This window comes from Verrucomicrobium sp. BvORR106 (assembly GCF_000739655.1).
Classification (GTDB): Bacteria; Verrucomicrobiota; Verrucomicrobiia; order Verrucomicrobiales; family Verrucomicrobiaceae; genus Verrucomicrobium.
This window is the reverse complement of record NZ_BATR01000069.1, coordinates 1-15,788: the sequence shown is the minus strand read 5'-3', so window position 1 is coordinate 15,788 and position 15,788 is coordinate 1. Positions and strand designations below refer to the sequence as shown.

Here is a 15,788-nt window from a genome sequence, read left to right as displayed (position 1 = left end):
TTTCACGGAGAGATGCAGCCTCTCCTTGCTCAGATGAACTCGTTGACCAAGTTCTCGAGGAATTCCTGGCGGCCGCTGGGGACCTGCGTGGCTTCGCCTTTCTCCAGGGCGAAGGCTTCCAGGGAGGAGAAGGATTCCTTGCCGGCTTCGATGCTGGCGCCCAGACCCGTGTCCCAGGTGGAGTAGCGCTGCTTCACGAAGTCACCCAGGCGACCATCCGCCCGGATCGCGGCGGCGTTCTTCAGCCCGCGGGCAAACGTGTCCATGCCACCGATGTGCGAGTAGAACAGATCTTCGGGATCCACGCTCTCGCGGCGCACCTTGGCATCGAAGTTGACGCCGCCCGTGGTCAGGCCGCCGTACTTCAGCGTGGTGAGCATCATTTGCGTGGCCGTCGAGGCATCCGTGAGGAACTGGTCCGTGTCCCAACCGAGGAGGAGATCGCCCGTGTTGGCATCCAGCGAGCCGAGCGCCCCGGCCGCACCGGCGACTTCCATTTCATGCTGCATGGAGTGACCCGCGAGCGTGGCGTGGTTGGTCTCCAGGTTGAGCTTGAAGTAGGGGAGCAGGTCGTACTCTCGCAAGAAGTTCAGGCACGCCGCGGCATCGCTGTCGTACTGGTGCTTCGTCGGCTCCTTGGGCTTGGGTTCGATGTAGAACTGCCCCTTGAATCCGATCTGTTTGGCATAGTCCACCGCCATGTGCAGGAACTTGGCGAGGTGGTCCAGCTCGCGCTTCATGTCCGTGTTCCACAAGGTCATGTACCCCTCGCGTCCACCCCAGAAGGTGTAGCCTTCACCCCCCAGTTCGTGGGTGACTTCGAGCGCCTTCTTCACCTGGGCGGCGGAGAATGCGAAGACCTCAGAGCTGGGCGAAGTCGCCGCGCCGTGCATGAAACGGGGATGCACAAAGAGCTGTGCGGTGCCCCACAGGAGCTTGATGCCCGTGCGCTGCTGCTGCTCCTTCAGGAGGGCCACGATCGTGTCGAGGTACTCATTGCTCTCGCGCAGGGTCTGGCCGTGAGGCGCGACATCGCGATCATGAAACGCGTAGTAGGGCATGCCCAGCTTCTCCGCGATCTCGAAGAACACCGGCACGCGAGCCTTGGCCAGCTCGATGCCGCTCTTGCCCGCATCCCACGGGCGGATCGCCGTCGGTGCGCCGAACATGTCGCCGCCCTGGCCACACATCGTGTGCCAGTACACGATCGAGAACCGCAGATGGTCGCGCATCGTCTTGCCTTCGACGACCTCATCCGGGTTGTAGTGCTTGAAGGCCAGCGGGTTCTTCGATTTCGGACCCTCATAGGCGATCCGGGAGATGGAGGGGAAGTGCGATGACATGAGGATTACGGGTGGATTGGATTCTGATGAACACTGAACGCGTATCCAACGGTCGGATTTGGCCATTGAGACAGCCGTTGACAGGGTGATAATATCCCACCATGAAGCGCACCGTGACGACAAAGCCTATGCCAAATGCGCCACGGGGCACCAAGCACCCGCCCGCCCGCGCCCCCCTGGAGCGGATCGAGCACGAGCGGGACGCCTGGCTGGGCCAGGTTCACCCCAGCGCCCACTTTCACACGCTCTTCGACCATCTTCCAGGCGTCTGTTTCTACTGCAAGGACGAGCAAGGCCGCTTCATGCTCGTGAGCCGCAGCTTCCTCCAGCACCATCAAATGCGCCACGAGAGCGAACTGATCGGCCTGACGGACTTCGACGTCGTGCCGCACCCCATGGCCGCCGGCTATGTGCGGGATGACGCCCGGCTCCTTTCGGGCAAATCCCGCTGCATCGAGCGTGTGGAGCTATGGTATGACAAGCAGGGCACCCCGGACTGGGTCTTCGTCAGCAAGCTGCCCCTCAAGGACCACACCGGCCGCATCTGCGGCACCGCCGGGGTGGTCCGTCCCGCCGCCGAGCATGAGATGCAGCTCCCCATGCTCCAGAGCGTCGCCCGCGCGGTCGAGATCATCCGGCGCGAGTTCGCCGGCCCTATTGTGCTCGCGGAGGTCGCCCGCAAGTGCGGCCTCTCCATGCGCCACTTCCAGCGCCGCTTCCAGCAGGCCTTCGGCTTCAGCCCCCAGGAGTTCCTCATGAGAACGCGGGTCGCCGCCGCCATGAAACTGCTTGAGGAAACCAACCGCTCCGCCGCCGAGATCGCGACGCGCTGCGGCTTCGTGGACGGCAGCAGCTTCGCTGAGCAGTTCCGCGAGCGCGTCGGCCTCAGCCCTACAGGCTATCGGGAGAGCGTGCACTGACTCAGCCCCCGTCTCCCGCTCGTCCGCGGCATGGAACCAGCTCATTGCTTGATCCATACGGTCGGTCACAGCGTCCTCTTCTGTGACGAGAACTCGCTACAGCAAAAAGCAAGGCCGGGGCGCGCTTACAACGTCTTGAGATAGGTGATGAGGTCGGCCAGGTCCTGATCGCTCAGACCCATCTCAGAAGCGGGGGGCATCCAGGAGTGGTCCTTCAGGAACTCGATGCTGAGTCCGCTCTTGCGGAAGAGCACTTTCCTGGTCTGTCCGCCAAAGACCTTCACGTCGATCGACCCGGAATGGTAGCTGTAGTTCGACGCCAGACCTTCGATCACGACCTTTTTGTCTTTGGAGGTCAGACGCACAGGGCGGTCGAAGCCATGTGCGAGATGCTCCGAGGGACTCACGATGTCCTTGAGGATCTGTTCGGGACTGCGCACGGCCGCCCAGCCGGCAAGGTTGGGTCCGAAGGGTACGCCTTGCGCCCCGAGCCGGTGGCAGGTCATGCAGATCGCCGCCCTCGCCTGACCGCGAGCGGCATCGCCACTGAGCTTGGCGATCGTTGGAATGTCGGACACCGTGGTCTTCACGCCGAAGGTAGTTGGCACGGACAGACTGGTTTTCACAATCTCCTCCTTCAGCACGGTGAGGTCACGCTGGAGGATCTCATTGAGCGTGATCTGGTACCCTTCCCCGGCAAGGCGGGCTCTTTCAGCAGGGCGCTGAGCGCGTTGAATCGCACCGTGCGCTCGTCTTCATTGCGGAAGCACGCGAAGGCCATGAGGTAATGACGGAAGATCTCGAGCGCAGGCTTCTGTGCTTTGACCCACGCAAGGAGGTCCGAAGAAGCTTGTGGAGAATTGAGCCGCCAGGCAAGGTTGAGCACGGTCTCAGGCCACGCTGCGGGCGCTTTATCCGCCATCGCGGGCCGCACCAGTTGTTCATAGACCTGCGCCTCTTTGTCCATCGACGCGGTGCCAAGCGCTTCGAGATACCAGCGGTTCTTGCCGTCGTAGCCTTTGATCAACGCAGCGAGGATGTCCTTGCACTGTGCGAACGGCACCTCACGCAGCGAGAGCGCGACTTCGCGCCGCACCGCTGCCGATGGATCATTCGCCATCTTCGTCGCGACCCTCAGCAAGCCCGCCGGATCGGCCAGACGCAAGGCGCGGAAGGCGACGATGCGTTGCGCCTCGACTTTGGAATCGAGCAGCTTCGCGACCCACTCGCGCCCCTTCGGGCTAAATGCGAGCGGCCACACCGCCCGGGCCTGGATGGAGGCATTCTTCTCTTGCTCGAAGAACTCGATCAGCTTGAGCACTGCGGTATCGCCGTGTGTTTGCAGCAACGCAGCGGCATGCGAGCGCACATTCACCACCGGACTGCGCATCGCGGCGATGAGCCCGTCGAGTGACTCGAAATCAATCTTCGCGGGCGCCGGCAGCTTCACCCCACGTCGCGAGATGCGGTAGATCGTGCCCGCGACCTGGTTCGTCCGGCGGCTCGTGTCGTTGTAAAAATCAGCCAGCAACAGGCTGCCATCAGGCAGCAACACGAGGTCGGTCGGGAGAAAGTACTGGCCACCCTGGCCTTTCTTCAGCGAGAGGAACGGCGTGATGGGGCCCATCTCGATCTGCGCATCTTTCGCCTGCGGGCGGCACGCCATCACCTGCTTCAGCACCATGTCGGCAACGAGATACAGGCCGGAAAACTCGGCGCCGAGTTCGGTGCCCTCGATGAACACATTCCCGGTAGGCGAACCAATGCCATAGACATTACCGGGCGGCGTGGTGCCAGGATAGTTCTCCCGCCAGTGCGAAGCCGTAGAGCGCCGGTCAACGTTCTTGCCAAAGTTCGGCTCCTCCCACGACTTCGAGATCTCTTCCCACGATTTGCTGCCGTTCTCGATGTCGGCGTAGCCAAGGTTGCCATATTCCATCAGCCACGTGACGCGGCAGTTCGCAGGATCATCATTGTCGCTCTGGAACACGTCGCCAAAGGACGTGACGAAGAGATCCATCGGATTGCGCATGTTCTCTCCCACGGGCATCAGACCGGTGCCGTCCGGATTGATGCGGAAAGCCATGCCGGGCACGTAGAGCTGGCCGTCCGAGCTCTTCTTCCCGATGAGGTCGGATGAGCCGTAGTAGCACCCTGCGATGTATTCGCGCCCGTCCTTCGTCTTCACATCGAGCCCCATGTTCCCGTGACTGAAGTACCACTGCCCGCTCGGCGCACCCATCACGGCGTGCAACGTGTGATCGTGCGCGCCGCCGTTAAAGCCGGTGAGAAAGACTTCTCGCGTATCCACGCCCGGATCGAAGACCGCGTTCCGATTCACGTCGGTGTAGACGATGATCGAGGGCGTCGCGGAGAGGACGACTTTGTTGTCAAAGACCGCGATGCCGAGCGGCGCGGGCCGCATCCCTTTTTCGGTCACAAAGATGTGCGAGCTGTCAGCCTTTCCGTCGCCATCCTTGTCCACAAGCACCATGATCGATTGCCCGGCCTCGATGGAGGGCTTCAGACCGTAGTCGATGCCTTCCGTGCACCACACGCGTCCCTGCGCATCGACATCCATCGCGACCGGTGAATAGACCTGCGGCGTCGTGGCCCAGACCTCAATCTGCAAGTCTTTCGGGAGCGATTCGCCGAACTGAAACGCCTCCACCGGCACGCCCTCAGGTGTCGGATTGTTCTTCGCGAACGTCTCGCGATCCGGGCTGGGAACGATTGGCGCCGCCGTCGCGCAGAGCGTGAATGGCAGCAGGCTGAGGAGCGAAAGCGAACGTCGGATGGGGATCATGGAAACTAACTGATGAATCTGAAAAGTCGCGCGCTGGCTAGGGCAACTCGCGGATGCGCAGGTTGCGGAACTCGACCGGCGAACCTTCGCTTTCCAGGCAGAGATAACCTGTCGCAGGCTGGATCTTCGTGCCGCCGGAGACCTCTTCGCCATTCACCCACAGCCGCACTTCCCCGTTGATCGCGCGCACGTAGTAGTGGTTCCACTCGTTCACGCCCTTGCTCAGGTTCTTGCGCGGGAAGCTGCGCTTCCATCCGGTGCGACCGGGGCAAACGGCGTCATCTTCACCGCGCCGACCGGGAACACATCCCCGTTGGTCGTGAACCAGTCCGCCGGCTTCTTGTAAGTCCTCTCGTATTGCTCCGTGTAGCCGTGATCGAGCACCTGCACCTCGATCCCGTGCGGCAGCCCCGGCTTGCCCGCATCCGTGAGCCGCTGGATCGACTCCGGCGTGGTCCACACAAAGATGCCTGAGTTGCCCCCGACCTTGAGATGCCGCCACTCCACGACGAGCTCAAAATTCGTGATCTGCTTCACTGTGCGCAAGACGCCCGTCGGCTTGCCGGTGCAGGAGATCAGGCCATCCTTCCACGTGAACGTCTCCGGCGGGCAGTTCACCACCGTGAAATCGGTCTCCACCATGGCGCGCCAACCCTCGCCGTTGCCGTCGATGGAAGCCTTGGCCTGTGCGGCGGGCGCTTGCGCGGGCGCGCTTTCACAATGAGCGAGAAAGGCGAGCAGCGTCGTCATCAAAACGATCACCATTGAAGACGAGGAAAGGCGGAGATTCATGGTAGGAAGCGGAGTGCGAAGTGGACCTTCCAAACCAACGCATCCGTCCGCGAACATCTGGCGTCCGGCCCGTCGCGAAAATTCGCTACAAGTCCGTTTGATTGAGGATGGGGAGCTCGCTCTTCTTTTGCTGGATGGGCTCATGGACTGGAACAAACGACGATTCGTCCATCCCGTGTCTCTCCTGCAAATGGGATTCGACTCACTCGATGAACATCAACTGAAGTGTATGTTCACAAGGGGAGAAAAGGTTGCGAAATAATGTGGGAGTTTTCAGCAAACAGGCATCCGCTACTCTACGCCAGCAACCCCTTCACCACCTTCGCGGGCTCCACGCCGGTGAGCCGCTGGTCTAGCCCCTGGGCCTTGAAGGTGAACTTCTCATGGTGGATCCCCATGCAATGCAGGATCGTCGCGTTGAGGTCATTCAGGTGCACCGGGTTCTCGACGATGTTGTAGGAGAAGTCGTCCGTCTCACCGTAGCTGATGCCGGGTTTGATGCCGCCGCCGGCCATCCACATGCAGTAGTTCCGCGGGTGGTGGTCACGGCCGTAGTTGTCCTGCGTGAGGGTGCCTTGCGAATAGACGGTGCGCCCGAATTCACCGCCCCACACCACGAGCGTGTCCTCCAGCAGGCCTCGCGCCTTGAGATCCTGGATCAGCGCGGCGCAACCACGGTCTGTGTCAGCGCACTGGTTGCCGAGTTCTCGAGGCAGGTTCGAGTGTGAATCCCAGCCGCGATGCATGAGCTGGACGACTCGCACCCCGCGCTCGACGAGACGTCGCGCGAGCAGACAGCTCTGCGCGAACGAGCCAGGCTTGTCCACGTCGGGGCCATACATTTCACGCGTGGCGGCGTCCTCGCTTTTGAAATCAACAAGGTCGGGCACGCTGGCCTGCATGCGGAACGCCATCTCGTATTGGGCGATGCGGGTGAGCGTCTCGGGATCACCCAGGCGTTCATGCTGCTGCTGGTTGAGCTGGCCGAGGGTGTCGAGCAACAAGCGCCGGTCGTCGCGTTGCACGCCATTGGGATTCGGCAGATACAGCACGGGATCCGCGCCGGCGCGGAAAGCGACGCCATTGTGGCGTCCGGGCAGGAATCCGGAGCCCCACATGCGCGAGAAGAGCGCCTGGCCGTTGGAGCCCTCGGGCCACTTCGGCGTGAGCACGACGAACGCCGGCAGGTCGTTCGATTCACTGCCGAGGCCATAGGCGAGCCATGAGCCCAGGCTGGCCTTGCCGGGAATCTCCGCGCCGGTGAAAAGGAAGGTGCAGGCCGGGTCGTGGTTGATCGCGTTGGTATGCACGGTCTTGATCACCGCGATGTCGTCCACGACCTTCGCCGTGTGCGGCAGCAGCTCACTCACCCAGCGGCCGCATTGGCCATGTTGCGTGAACTTGTACTTCGACGGCGCGACCGGGAACCGCTTCTGCCCGGAGGTCATCCCGGTGAGCCGCTGATTTCCACGAACCGATTCCGGCAGATCCTTGTTGAAGAACCGCGCGAGGTCCGGCTTGTAGTCCAGCAGGTCGAGCTGCGACGGCGCACCGTTCATGTGCAGATAGATCAGCCGCTTCGCCCTCGGCGGAAAGTGCGGGAAGCCAGGCAGTGCGGCATGCACCTGCTGGTCCGCCGCCTGGGTCGCGGCGAGGCCGGATCCCTGTTGCCCCAGCAACTGTGCCAACGCCAGCCCGCCGAAGCGCAGCCCGACATTCCCGAAGAACTGGCGGCGTGTGAGATTGATTTCGTGCTCGATGAATGGGTTCATGGCGGGGCAGTCAGTTGATGGACACGTTTTCGTCGAGGTTGAGAAGGAGGTTGCCCACTTGTGTCCATGCGGCGAGTTCCGCGGGATCGAGATGAGCGGGCGGCTTCGATTCGCCGTTGGAGAGCACGGCTTTTGCCGCATTGGCATCGGCACGGTATTTGGTCAGGAAATGATCCAGCATCACCAGGACGCGTTCGGCTTCGCGGGGCTCGGGCGGCCGTGCCAGCGTCGTGCGGAAGGCAAAGTGGAGCCGGGATGAAGGCGTCTGGCCGCCATAGGTCAGGATGCGTTGCGCGAAGCCGCGCGCGGCCTCGAAGAACTGCACATCATTAAGCAGCTGGAGCGCCTGGAGTGGCGTGTCACTGCGCTCACGCTTCGTGCAGAACTCCTCACGCGCCGGTGCGTCGAAGTTCATCAGGAAGGGCGCAGGCGCGGTGCGCTTGAGGAAGGTGTAGATGCTGCGCCGGTAGAGCCCATCACCAGTGTCCTGCCTGTAGTTGCGCGTGTTGCTGTCCTTGTAGCCCACCGGTTCCCAGATGTTGGGTGGCTGGTAAGTCTTCACGCCTTTGCCACCCAGCTTTTCCACGAGCAGGCCGGAAACAAATAACGCCTCGTCGCGCACCGCCTCAGCATTGAGACGCACGCGCGGGCCGCGGGCCAGCAGGCGGTTCTCAGGATCACGCGCGAGCAGTTCCGGGGTTGCGCGCGAAGATTGCTGCCAGGCGGACGACAGCACAATCGTCCGCACGAGCTGCTTCATGTCCCACCCGCTTTCACGGAAGGTCACAGCCAGCCAGTCGAGCAGTTCGGGATGGCTCGGAGGCTCGCCTTGCGATCCAAAATCCGCCGATGTCTTGACCAGCCCAACACCGAAGAACTGCTGCCAGAAACGATTCACCGTCACGCGCGCCGTCAGCGGGTTCCGCTCGTCCACGAGCCACCTCGCCAGATCGAGCCGCTTGGGATTCTCCGCGACGAGCGGTGGCAGAACGGCGGGTGTTGCGGGTTGAACCTTCTCTCCCGGCTTGTCGTACTGGCCACGCTCCATGACGAACGAGTCGCGCGGCTTGTCCAGATCCTTCATGACGAACGTCGCCGGGATCGACTTGTCGAGAGCGTCCCGCTCCTTCTCCAGCGCGGCGATCTCCTTCTCCACGGAATCAAACCCATCACGTGTGGTGACGCACACGTTCTGCACGAAGTAGGCGCGCAGCCTGTGTGTTTCCTCGATCTTGCGCTGATCACCCTTCTGCTTGAGCAGCTTGTTGAGGTCCGGAGGAACATTCGGCGTGTCCTTGCCTTCGCCTGCCTTCAACCACGCCGCGAACGACCGTGCCGGATCATGCGCCGGATCATCCATGCTGCGCACGGCCAGCCGATCCCAATACACCGTGCCGTCGAACTGGGTGAAGGCGTAGCCATCCACCTTGTCGCCGGGCTTGAGACCGATCGCTTCCACCGGCACATCGAGCTGCGTCCAACTGCCCGCGGCAGGCAGCGGCCCGGCAAGGTAGTGTTCCGGGGTACCTAGTTTGCCATAGTTGATGATGCCCTCCTCGCCCCACACCGCGCGGCTCTTCCAGCCCGCAGCGGTGTGAAACTGGATCATGATTGCACGCGGCTGGTCGGCGCCATCAGTGCGCGCCATTACCGAGATGATGCCGCCCGCCGGGACGCCGAACGACGCCCCTCCACCTGCAAAGTGATCCTGGCCGATGCCCTTGGCCGTGCGCTTCAGACAGCGCTCGCCGCTCGCTGGCGGCATGTCTTCATTGCCCACAAACATCAGCGCGGGCGTGCCGGGATTGACCAGCGGCTTCGCCCCTGCGGGGAAGGAGTCTTCCATCCACACTTGCTCGATCTGTCGTGGCGTGGCGGTTTCGCTCCCCTCCGCAGGGTCCTAGTAATCCACGCTGGCCACGGCCTCCGTGAGCTTCTTTTGCGCCGCGGCAATCTGGGTGCCAAGCTCGGTGAGTTGCCGCATCTGCTCCGGACTGCCGTTCTTCAACACGGGCTCGGTCAGCATCTTGTTGCCATCCATCGCGGGATCGGCCGTGGAGTTGAAGAAGGCGTAGAGCTGATAAACTTCCTTCTGCGAGATGGGATCGAACTTGTGATCATGGCAGGCCGCGCACTGCACGGTGAGCCCCAGCCATGTCTGCGCGGTCGTCGCCGTGCGATCCAGGGCATAGCGGAAAAGGAACTCTGCCCCGATGGCGCCGCCTTCGCTGGTCGTGACATTGCAGCGGTTGAAGCCGCTGGCGATCTTCTGCTCGTTGGTGGCGTCGGGGAGTTGATCACCGGCGAGCTGCTCGATGGTGAAGCGGTCGAACGGCAGATTCCGATTGAATGCGCCAATGACCCAATCGCGATACAACCAGATGGAGCGCTCGTTATCCAGGTGCAGCCCGTGGGTGTCTCCGTAACGCGCAAGGTCCAGCCACCAGTGCGCCATGTGCTCGCCAAAGCGACGCGAGTCGAGCAACCGGTCCACCAGGACCTTGTAGGCATCGGGTGAAGCGTCCGCGAGGAAGGCGTCCACTTCCTCCGGCGTGGGCGGCAGCCCCGTGATGGCCAGCGTCGCGCGGCGGATCAGCGTCGCCTTGTCCGCCTCTGGAGACGGCGCGAGCCCGAGCTGGTCCAGCTTTGAAAAAAGGAAGGCATCAATCGGATTGCGCACGCGCTCCTTGGCCTTCACCGGCGGTGGCGACACCTTCACGGGCGGCTCAAACGACCAGTGCTTTTCATAGCCTGCCCCCTGCTCGATCCACCGGCGGATCAGATCCTTCTCCGCCTTCGACAGCGTCTTGTGCGACTTCGGCGGCGGCATCACATCGTCCTCGTCGTCGGTGATGATGCGCAGCCAAGCCTCGCTCTTTTTGAGGTCGCCCGGCGTGATCGCGATCACGCCGTCGTTGTTTTGATACGCGCCCTCCGGCGTATCGAGCCGCAGCCCGGCCTCGCGGTGCTTCGCATCCGTGCCGTGGCAGGCGAAACACTTGTCCGAAAAGATCGGACGCACATCGTGGTTAAAGGAAATCTTTTCAGCCACAACCGGGGCGGCGTCCTTCTGCCACACGCGCACCCAGTCCACCAGCATCGAGTCGGGCAGCTTCGTGCGATCAAGCCGGTCCTTTTCCCAGTCTGCGGTGAGCAGACTCAGGATCATGTATTGCGGCACGCGGGACACCCCCTCGCGGATGCGGTAGGTCACCTGATCGTCCATGCTGAACACGTACCCTTCCGGGCTCCACTCCACGGCGAAGACATGGAAATCATCGGACAGTTTCTCGCCTTCGCGCAGCAGGCCAAAGGGTTTGGTTCCGCCCGCGTGGTGCTCCTTCGGCCCGGAGGGACCGTGCCAGTAGAGGTTCGAGGCCGTACCACCATCCGGCCGCCCCGCGCCAAACCACTCAATGATGTCGATCTCCGCGCCCGTGAGCGCCGGATTGTTCACCGCGGTGCTCTTCACCGCCGGCTGCATCCAGAAGCTCCCGTGCTGGCCCTGCTGCTCCGGGAATTTGATCCGCGCGGCGAACTTCCCGTAAGTGGGCTCTAACTTTTTCTGCGTACCGATCATCGGGTTCTGCAGCACGCCGTCTTTTTCAAACACCGTCATCACCAGATGCCCCCGGCCATCCAGTGACACACACTCCTTTGCGATCATCGCCCCCTCGCGCGGGCCCACCTGCCGATGGCTCCATTTCGTTTCGTCGAGCGCCGAGCCCTCGAACTCATCCTGCCAGACGAGCTTCCACTCCCCGGAATTTGTGGCGCTTGTGGCCGACGGTGTCGGCACCAGCCTGGCGTTGACTGGCTCAACCTCCCCTTTGGCACCTGCTGCAGAAAGCGCCAGCCCGCCCGCCATCAAACCAAGAAACATCAGGCCGGCCCCGCGCGATGCAAGGGTTTGTCGTGCAGACAGAGACACGAAAGGGAAGATCCAGTCCATCGACCAACATCAGCCACCCTCGCCCCTCTTGCATGTAGCTAGAACTCGCTACAACGTACCCGCCTCTCCACGGCGGGGGCCAACTTTTTGGCCCTTACTCCGCGAACCCGCGATACTTGGCCACCGCCTGGCTGCGTGAGCGCACCTGCAGCTTTTCGTAAATGCGGCGGACGTAGGTGTTCACAGTGTGCACGGAGAGCTGCAAGCTGTCAGCGATCTCCTTGTAGAGATAGCCTTGCGTGAGGAGGTCCAGCACCTCGCGCTCCCGCTCGGCGAGTGCGAGGGTGTCATCTGGCGGTGAGGCCGCCACGGGGCGGGGTTGCTCACCCTGAAAGAAACCAACCACCCGGCGCGCGATCTGGGGCGTCATGGGCGAACCGCCCGCCTTCGCTTCTTCGATGGCGGTGACGATCTCCTGCGGCGGGGTGCGCTTGAGCAGATAGCCACACGCACCGGCCTTGAGCGCATCAAAGATGAGCGGACTCTCCTCATACATCGTCAGCATCAGGCAGAGGATGCCGGGACATTGTTGCACAATCTCATCGACGAACTCGATGCCGCTCTTTTGGGGCAGATTGATGTCCACCAGCAGCACCTCAGGCGCGAGCGAGGGGACTCCGAGCAGGGCCTCTTCCGCACTGGGAAAAACAGCCTCGCACGTCACGGCGGGCATGAGCTCAAAGTACTGCTGCAACGTCCGGGCGAACGGTTGATCGTCTTCGATCATGGCAATGCGGATGGGCATGGTCGCGGCAGGTTAGATGGGCAGACGGAACTCTACTCGGGTGCCCCCTTCGGCGAGGGTTTTTGCAATGCAAACACCGCCGACCGCAGCGAGTCGGGCACCCATGTTGTCGAGCCCGTCTTTCTCCATACCATCGGTGTCTTTCGGCAGGCCGCAACCGTTGTCATCAAGGCAAACCACCAGCACCGGATCTTCAAAACGGAGGATGAGCGTGACGGTGGTGGCGCCAGCATGTTTGACGACATTCTGCAGCCCTTCCTTGAATGCGAGGAGGAACTGGTGGCGCTTTTGCGCGCCGACCTCGCGCTCGGGCCACGTCACCGGCACTTGCTGCCGCAGCCGGATGTCGAGCGGGCGCAGGTAGCTGCTGGCGGCATGACAGAGGTAGTCGGCAAGATTCTGCAGGGTGTCATTGCGCGGGTTCACCGCCCACACCGCCTCGTCGAGCGCCCCGACCGCATCCCGCGCGGTCGCCCCCAATTCCTGAAGGCGCGCGCGGGTTGTCTGAGTCAGCGACTCCTGCCTGGCAAAGAGCTCATGCATCACGGTAAGCTGCGTGAGCCGTGCGCCCACCACATCATGCATATCCCGGGCGATTCGCGCCCGCTCCCGGGAGAGTTCCTGACTGCGCTCCATCTCGGCGAGCTGCCGGGCAAGTCGACGGCGGGAAAAATTCCAGGCCAGCAGGGCGACGATCCCCACGGCGGCCAGCGCGACGGCCAGCCTTGCCCAAGGATTCTCCCACCAGGGCGCCAGCACGGTCAGTGGGACGCGCAACGAAGCGCTGTTCCACTCCCGGTCACTGTGCCGGACCTGCGCCTCAAAAAGATATTCGCCCGCAGGCAGCCCGAAACTCTCAATGAGGCCGGTGTTGGGAGCCGGCAGCCATTTATCACCCATCCCGGCCAGCCGCCAGCGCCGCTCCAGCACCAGCCCGTCTGGCAGTTCGGGCTGCACTGTCGAGAACCCAAGCCGCCGTACCTCCGGCGGAACTCGAACCGGGTCCCCCTGCGGCAGGACAAGATCGTCCGCCAGCACCTTCAGGTCTTGAGGCACCACAGATTCATACACTTCCACCTCCGCAATCTGCGGCGTATGGCTGATCGTGACCGTCTTGGAGATGCGCAGCCAGCGTCCGCGGAACGTGCCCTCACCATCCGCTCCGCGTACCACCTTCACCTCGCCCGGTTCCTGCACTTCACCAGCCCTCTCCTCCACCCAGGTCCAGAGCGCGGGCACATTTTCCCCCGGCATTTCATCGTAGAGGTCCAGGCGCAAGTTTGTAAAACGGTTCATCGCGGAGGCCTCCGAGCGCCCCCTCAAGGTGATGTGATCGAACTCGCGGACATGTCGCAGATCCACCTCGAAGTAGAACTCCGGTCCTCGAACCCCGTCTGGATACGCGAAGCTGCCTACCAACCCGTCAGTGAGGAATTCAGGCTGCTGATTCGGCGCGAGGGCATGGCTGGCTGTGACTGGGCACCCCAGTGCAACGTTCGTGGTCCCCATGGGCATCCGCTCCATCTTCAGTTCGGTCAGCACGGCCGCCCCCGGTCGGGCAGAGGGCAACACCCAGGACTGGATCCGAACTCCGGTGATATGCTCCTGTGAGATCAGCCCATCGAGCTGGAGGTCTGATTTGCTGGTGTCGCCCAGCATGCGCACATTGGGTCGAGCCTCGCCCACCCAGCCTTGATTGGCATCCCAACCCGTCAGGAAAAGGGGCACCCAGCGGCTCTCCAATGAGGGATTGGGATCACTCGTCGTTGAGATCGAGAACTCGGAAAAATAGCTATTCTTCCCCGCACCATGGAATGAAAAAATGAACCGCACACGCCCCGCAGCCATCGCTGGCACACAGCGAAAGACGCCCGCGTGCTCCGTCGAACGCGGCACCTGCCAGCCATTCGCCGGCGACAGGATCCCATCCACCGCCTCCGCAAAATGCGACTGCTCCGACGTCGTCGCCGCCACCGCTTCCAGCTTCACCGGGGTCGCAGCGAATGCGCTGCAACCCAGACCGCACACGGCAGCCAGCAACTGGCGGAGAAACAGCATTATTTTTCTGAACACTATCACAAGCAGCCACCGCTTGGGAAGTGGATCACTGCATCTGATTCAACTCAATCCGATGCCTCGTTGAGCTTGATGGCCAAACTGGGCCGTGGGAAAAGCCGGCTACTTCCCCTTCGTGGCCTTGCGTTGCTGATCCGCCTCAATCTGGGCGGGTGTTTGCCACACGCGCACGAAGTCCACCGCAAAATCATCCGGCAGAACCGCCTTGGTAAGGTCTCCTGCCCACTTCTCACTCTCGCAAGAAAGGAGCAGGTATTCAGGACAGTTGGAGATGGGGACACTCTGAGGCCAGCGCCCCGTCTCCATGCCATCCACATAGAACACATAGCCCTTCTCGTCCCACTTCACGGCAAATGTGTGAAACCCCTTGGTAAGCCCCGGCACTTTCACCACGGGAGTCGAGTAGGCCTGATGATGCTCCTTGTATCCATTCCAGTGCGCGGTGTGATGGACGGTGTCTCCATTGTAGGCGACGTGTTCAATCACATCGATCTCAACTCCGGCACGAACCGGATCATCGACCGGTTTCCCAAAGGTGGGCGAATTCAGCCAGAACGCACTCCAAAATCCAATCTGGGTTTGCAAGCGGATGCGGGCTTCAAAATATCCGTGCGTCGCTTCAAACTTTCCCGGAGTACCGATATAACCCGTCTCAAAGCGGTCGCCATTTTTGCGGACGGCAATACGCAGATTACCCTCACCATCCTGCTGGCAGGCATCCGCAACGTTCCAGAGATCCCGCCATTTGCCGGGGATCATTTGCGACCATTTCGTGGGATCAGGGGGAGCACCTTTTTCACCGCTGAATTCGTCACGAAACACCAGCTTGTATCCCTGATCGCGGATCGCTGGCGGAACTTCGACTTCGTCCGCAATGACTGCCGTTGCACTGAGCAAGAATGGCAACAAGAACAGGCTGAATAGGGAAGAGGGACGTCGGATCATGATCACAAATGAATTGCGGATGAACCTGGGAAACAGAGTGGGGGCGCTCGGGCAGGTCACGCACACATGGAAGGCCCAAGTGTACAGAGAGAATAACGCTCATCGCTGCCTCCGGTCATGAAGCGAAAATTAGCGACAAGCCGGGATCCTTGGAAATCTCGCTGAAAGCAGTGCAAAGCTTAGCTCGCGTAATTCGTTCGCACGCGACCACCCGACTGACGCCCTAAATGGCCCGTGCCGGAGAAGCTGGGGAGCACACGCATCTTGCGTGCTGTTCGCGGCATCTTGCCGGGAACGTCAGTCAGCACAGGACATCGCATTCAATCAACGTGGAGGCGTTGAAGTCGATGGGAGTATAAGCGGATGCTGTCGGTCTTGCCACCTGATTATCATCGTTGGACGGCACCCAACGTAGACTCGCCGGAAGCTCGCCAACG

General features: G+C 62.0%; 12 protein-coding genes. 1 reads left to right on the top strand and 11 read right to left on the bottom strand.

Features of this window, described 5'->3' with window-relative positions; all coding sequences use genetic code 11:
• Positions 1–29: 29 nt before the first annotated feature.
• Positions 30–1,343 (bottom strand): xylose isomerase, encoded by a 1,314-nt coding sequence (xylA, locus tag BV106_RS10480; protein WP_038164239.1) that lies wholly within the window; start codon positions 1,341–1,343, stop codon positions 30–32.
• 101 nt (positions 1,344–1,444) lie between these two features.
• On the opposite strand from xylA, the gene BV106_RS10475 reads away from it, so the two are divergent.
• Positions 1,445–2,263, top strand: a complete 819-nt coding sequence (locus BV106_RS10475; RefSeq protein WP_038164238.1) for an AraC family transcriptional regulator — start codon at positions 1,445–1,447, stop codon at positions 2,261–2,263.
• Positions 2,264–2,388: 125 nt separating this feature from the next.
• Here BV106_RS10475 and BV106_RS10470 read toward each other — a convergent pair whose 3' ends face one another.
• From BV106_RS10470 to BV106_RS10430, 10 genes are all read right to left on the bottom strand, one after another.
• The gene (locus tag BV106_RS10470) at positions 2,389–2,871 is read right to left on the bottom strand and encodes a c-type cytochrome (RefSeq protein WP_265595527.1); all 483 of its coding nucleotides are present in this window, start codon (positions 2,869–2,871) and stop codon (positions 2,389–2,391) included.
• Between the two features lie 29 nt (positions 2,872–2,900).
• Positions 2,901–5,069, bottom strand: a complete 2,169-nt coding sequence (locus tag BV106_RS10465; protein WP_051945615.1) for a PVC-type heme-binding CxxCH protein — start codon at positions 5,067–5,069, stop codon at positions 2,901–2,903.
• A gap of 37 nt (positions 5,070–5,106) precedes the next feature.
• Complete coding sequence (locus tag BV106_RS39265; RefSeq protein ID WP_343123375.1) at positions 5,107–5,397, bottom strand: DUF1080 domain-containing protein; 291 nt, start codon at positions 5,395–5,397, stop codon at positions 5,107–5,109.
• The gene (locus tag BV106_RS39260; protein WP_343123374.1) at positions 5,292–5,861 is read right to left on the bottom strand and encodes a DUF1080 domain-containing protein; all 570 of its coding nucleotides are present in this window, start codon (positions 5,859–5,861) and stop codon (positions 5,292–5,294) included. Before BV106_RS39260 ends, BV106_RS39265 begins: the two co-directional genes overlap by 106 nt.
• A gap of 296 nt (positions 5,862–6,157) precedes the next feature.
• On the bottom strand, positions 6,158–7,633 hold the full coding sequence (locus BV106_RS10455) for a DUF1501 domain-containing protein (protein ID WP_038164234.1): 1,476 nt from the start codon (positions 7,631–7,633) through the stop codon (positions 6,158–6,160).
• A 10-nt stretch (positions 7,634–7,643) separates the two neighbouring features.
• The gene (locus tag BV106_RS10450; protein ID WP_051945613.1) at positions 7,644–9,479 is read right to left on the bottom strand and encodes a DUF1553 domain-containing protein; all 1,836 of its coding nucleotides are present in this window, start codon (positions 9,477–9,479) and stop codon (positions 7,644–7,646) included.
• A gap of 54 nt (positions 9,480–9,533) precedes the next feature.
• Positions 9,534–11,564 carry a DUF1549 domain-containing protein gene (locus BV106_RS35400; RefSeq protein WP_265595526.1) on the bottom strand — a complete coding sequence of 677 codons (2,031 nt, stop codon included), beginning with the start codon at positions 11,562–11,564 and terminating at the stop codon, positions 9,534–9,536.
• A 115-nt stretch (positions 11,565–11,679) separates the two neighbouring features.
• Positions 11,680–12,330 carry a response regulator transcription factor gene (locus BV106_RS10440; protein WP_038164232.1) on the bottom strand — a complete coding sequence of 217 codons (651 nt, stop codon included), beginning with the start codon at positions 12,328–12,330 and terminating at the stop codon, positions 11,680–11,682.
• A 12-nt stretch (positions 12,331–12,342) separates the two neighbouring features.
• The gene (locus BV106_RS10435; RefSeq protein WP_038164230.1) at positions 12,343–14,388 is read right to left on the bottom strand and encodes a histidine kinase; all 2,046 of its coding nucleotides are present in this window, start codon (positions 14,386–14,388) and stop codon (positions 12,343–12,345) included.
• A 120-nt stretch (positions 14,389–14,508) separates the two neighbouring features.
• A complete protein-coding gene (locus BV106_RS10430) occupies positions 14,509–15,351 on the bottom strand; it encodes a glycoside hydrolase family 16 protein (RefSeq protein ID WP_038164228.1) in 843 nt (280 codons plus the stop codon).
• Positions 15,352–15,788 lie beyond the last annotated feature (437 nt).

Excerpts from the sequence above, each read along its gene's own strand:
- xylA (WP_038164239.1), bottom strand. The coding sequence starts at position 1,343 with ATGTCATCGCACTTCCCCTCCATCTCCCGGATCGCCTATGAGGGTCCG.
- BV106_RS10465 (WP_051945615.1), bottom strand. The coding sequence starts at position 5,069 with ATGATCCCCATCCGACGTTCGCTTTCGCTCCTCAGCCTGCTGCCATTC.
- BV106_RS39260 (WP_343123374.1), bottom strand. The coding sequence starts at position 5,861 with ATGAATCTCCGCCTTTCCTCGTCTTCAATGGTGATCGTTTTGATGACG.
- BV106_RS10475 (WP_038164238.1), top strand. The coding sequence starts at position 1,445 with ATGAAGCGCACCGTGACGACAAAGCCTATGCCAAATGCGCCACGGGGC.
- BV106_RS10435 (WP_038164230.1), bottom strand. The coding sequence starts at position 14,388 with ATGCTGTTTCTCCGCCAGTTGCTGGCTGCCGTGTGCGGTCTGGGTTGC.
- BV106_RS10430 (WP_038164228.1), bottom strand. The coding sequence starts at position 15,351 with ATGATCCGACGTCCCTCTTCCCTATTCAGCCTGTTCTTGTTGCCATTC.
- BV106_RS10440 (WP_038164232.1), bottom strand. The coding sequence starts at position 12,330 with ATGCCCATCCGCATTGCCATGATCGAAGACGATCAACCGTTCGCCCGG.
- BV106_RS10450 (WP_051945613.1), bottom strand. The coding sequence starts at position 9,479 with ATGGAAGACTCCTTCCCCGCAGGGGCGAAGCCGCTGGTCAATCCCGGC.
- BV106_RS10455 (WP_038164234.1), bottom strand. The coding sequence starts at position 7,633 with ATGAACCCATTCATCGAGCACGAAATCAATCTCACACGCCGCCAGTTC.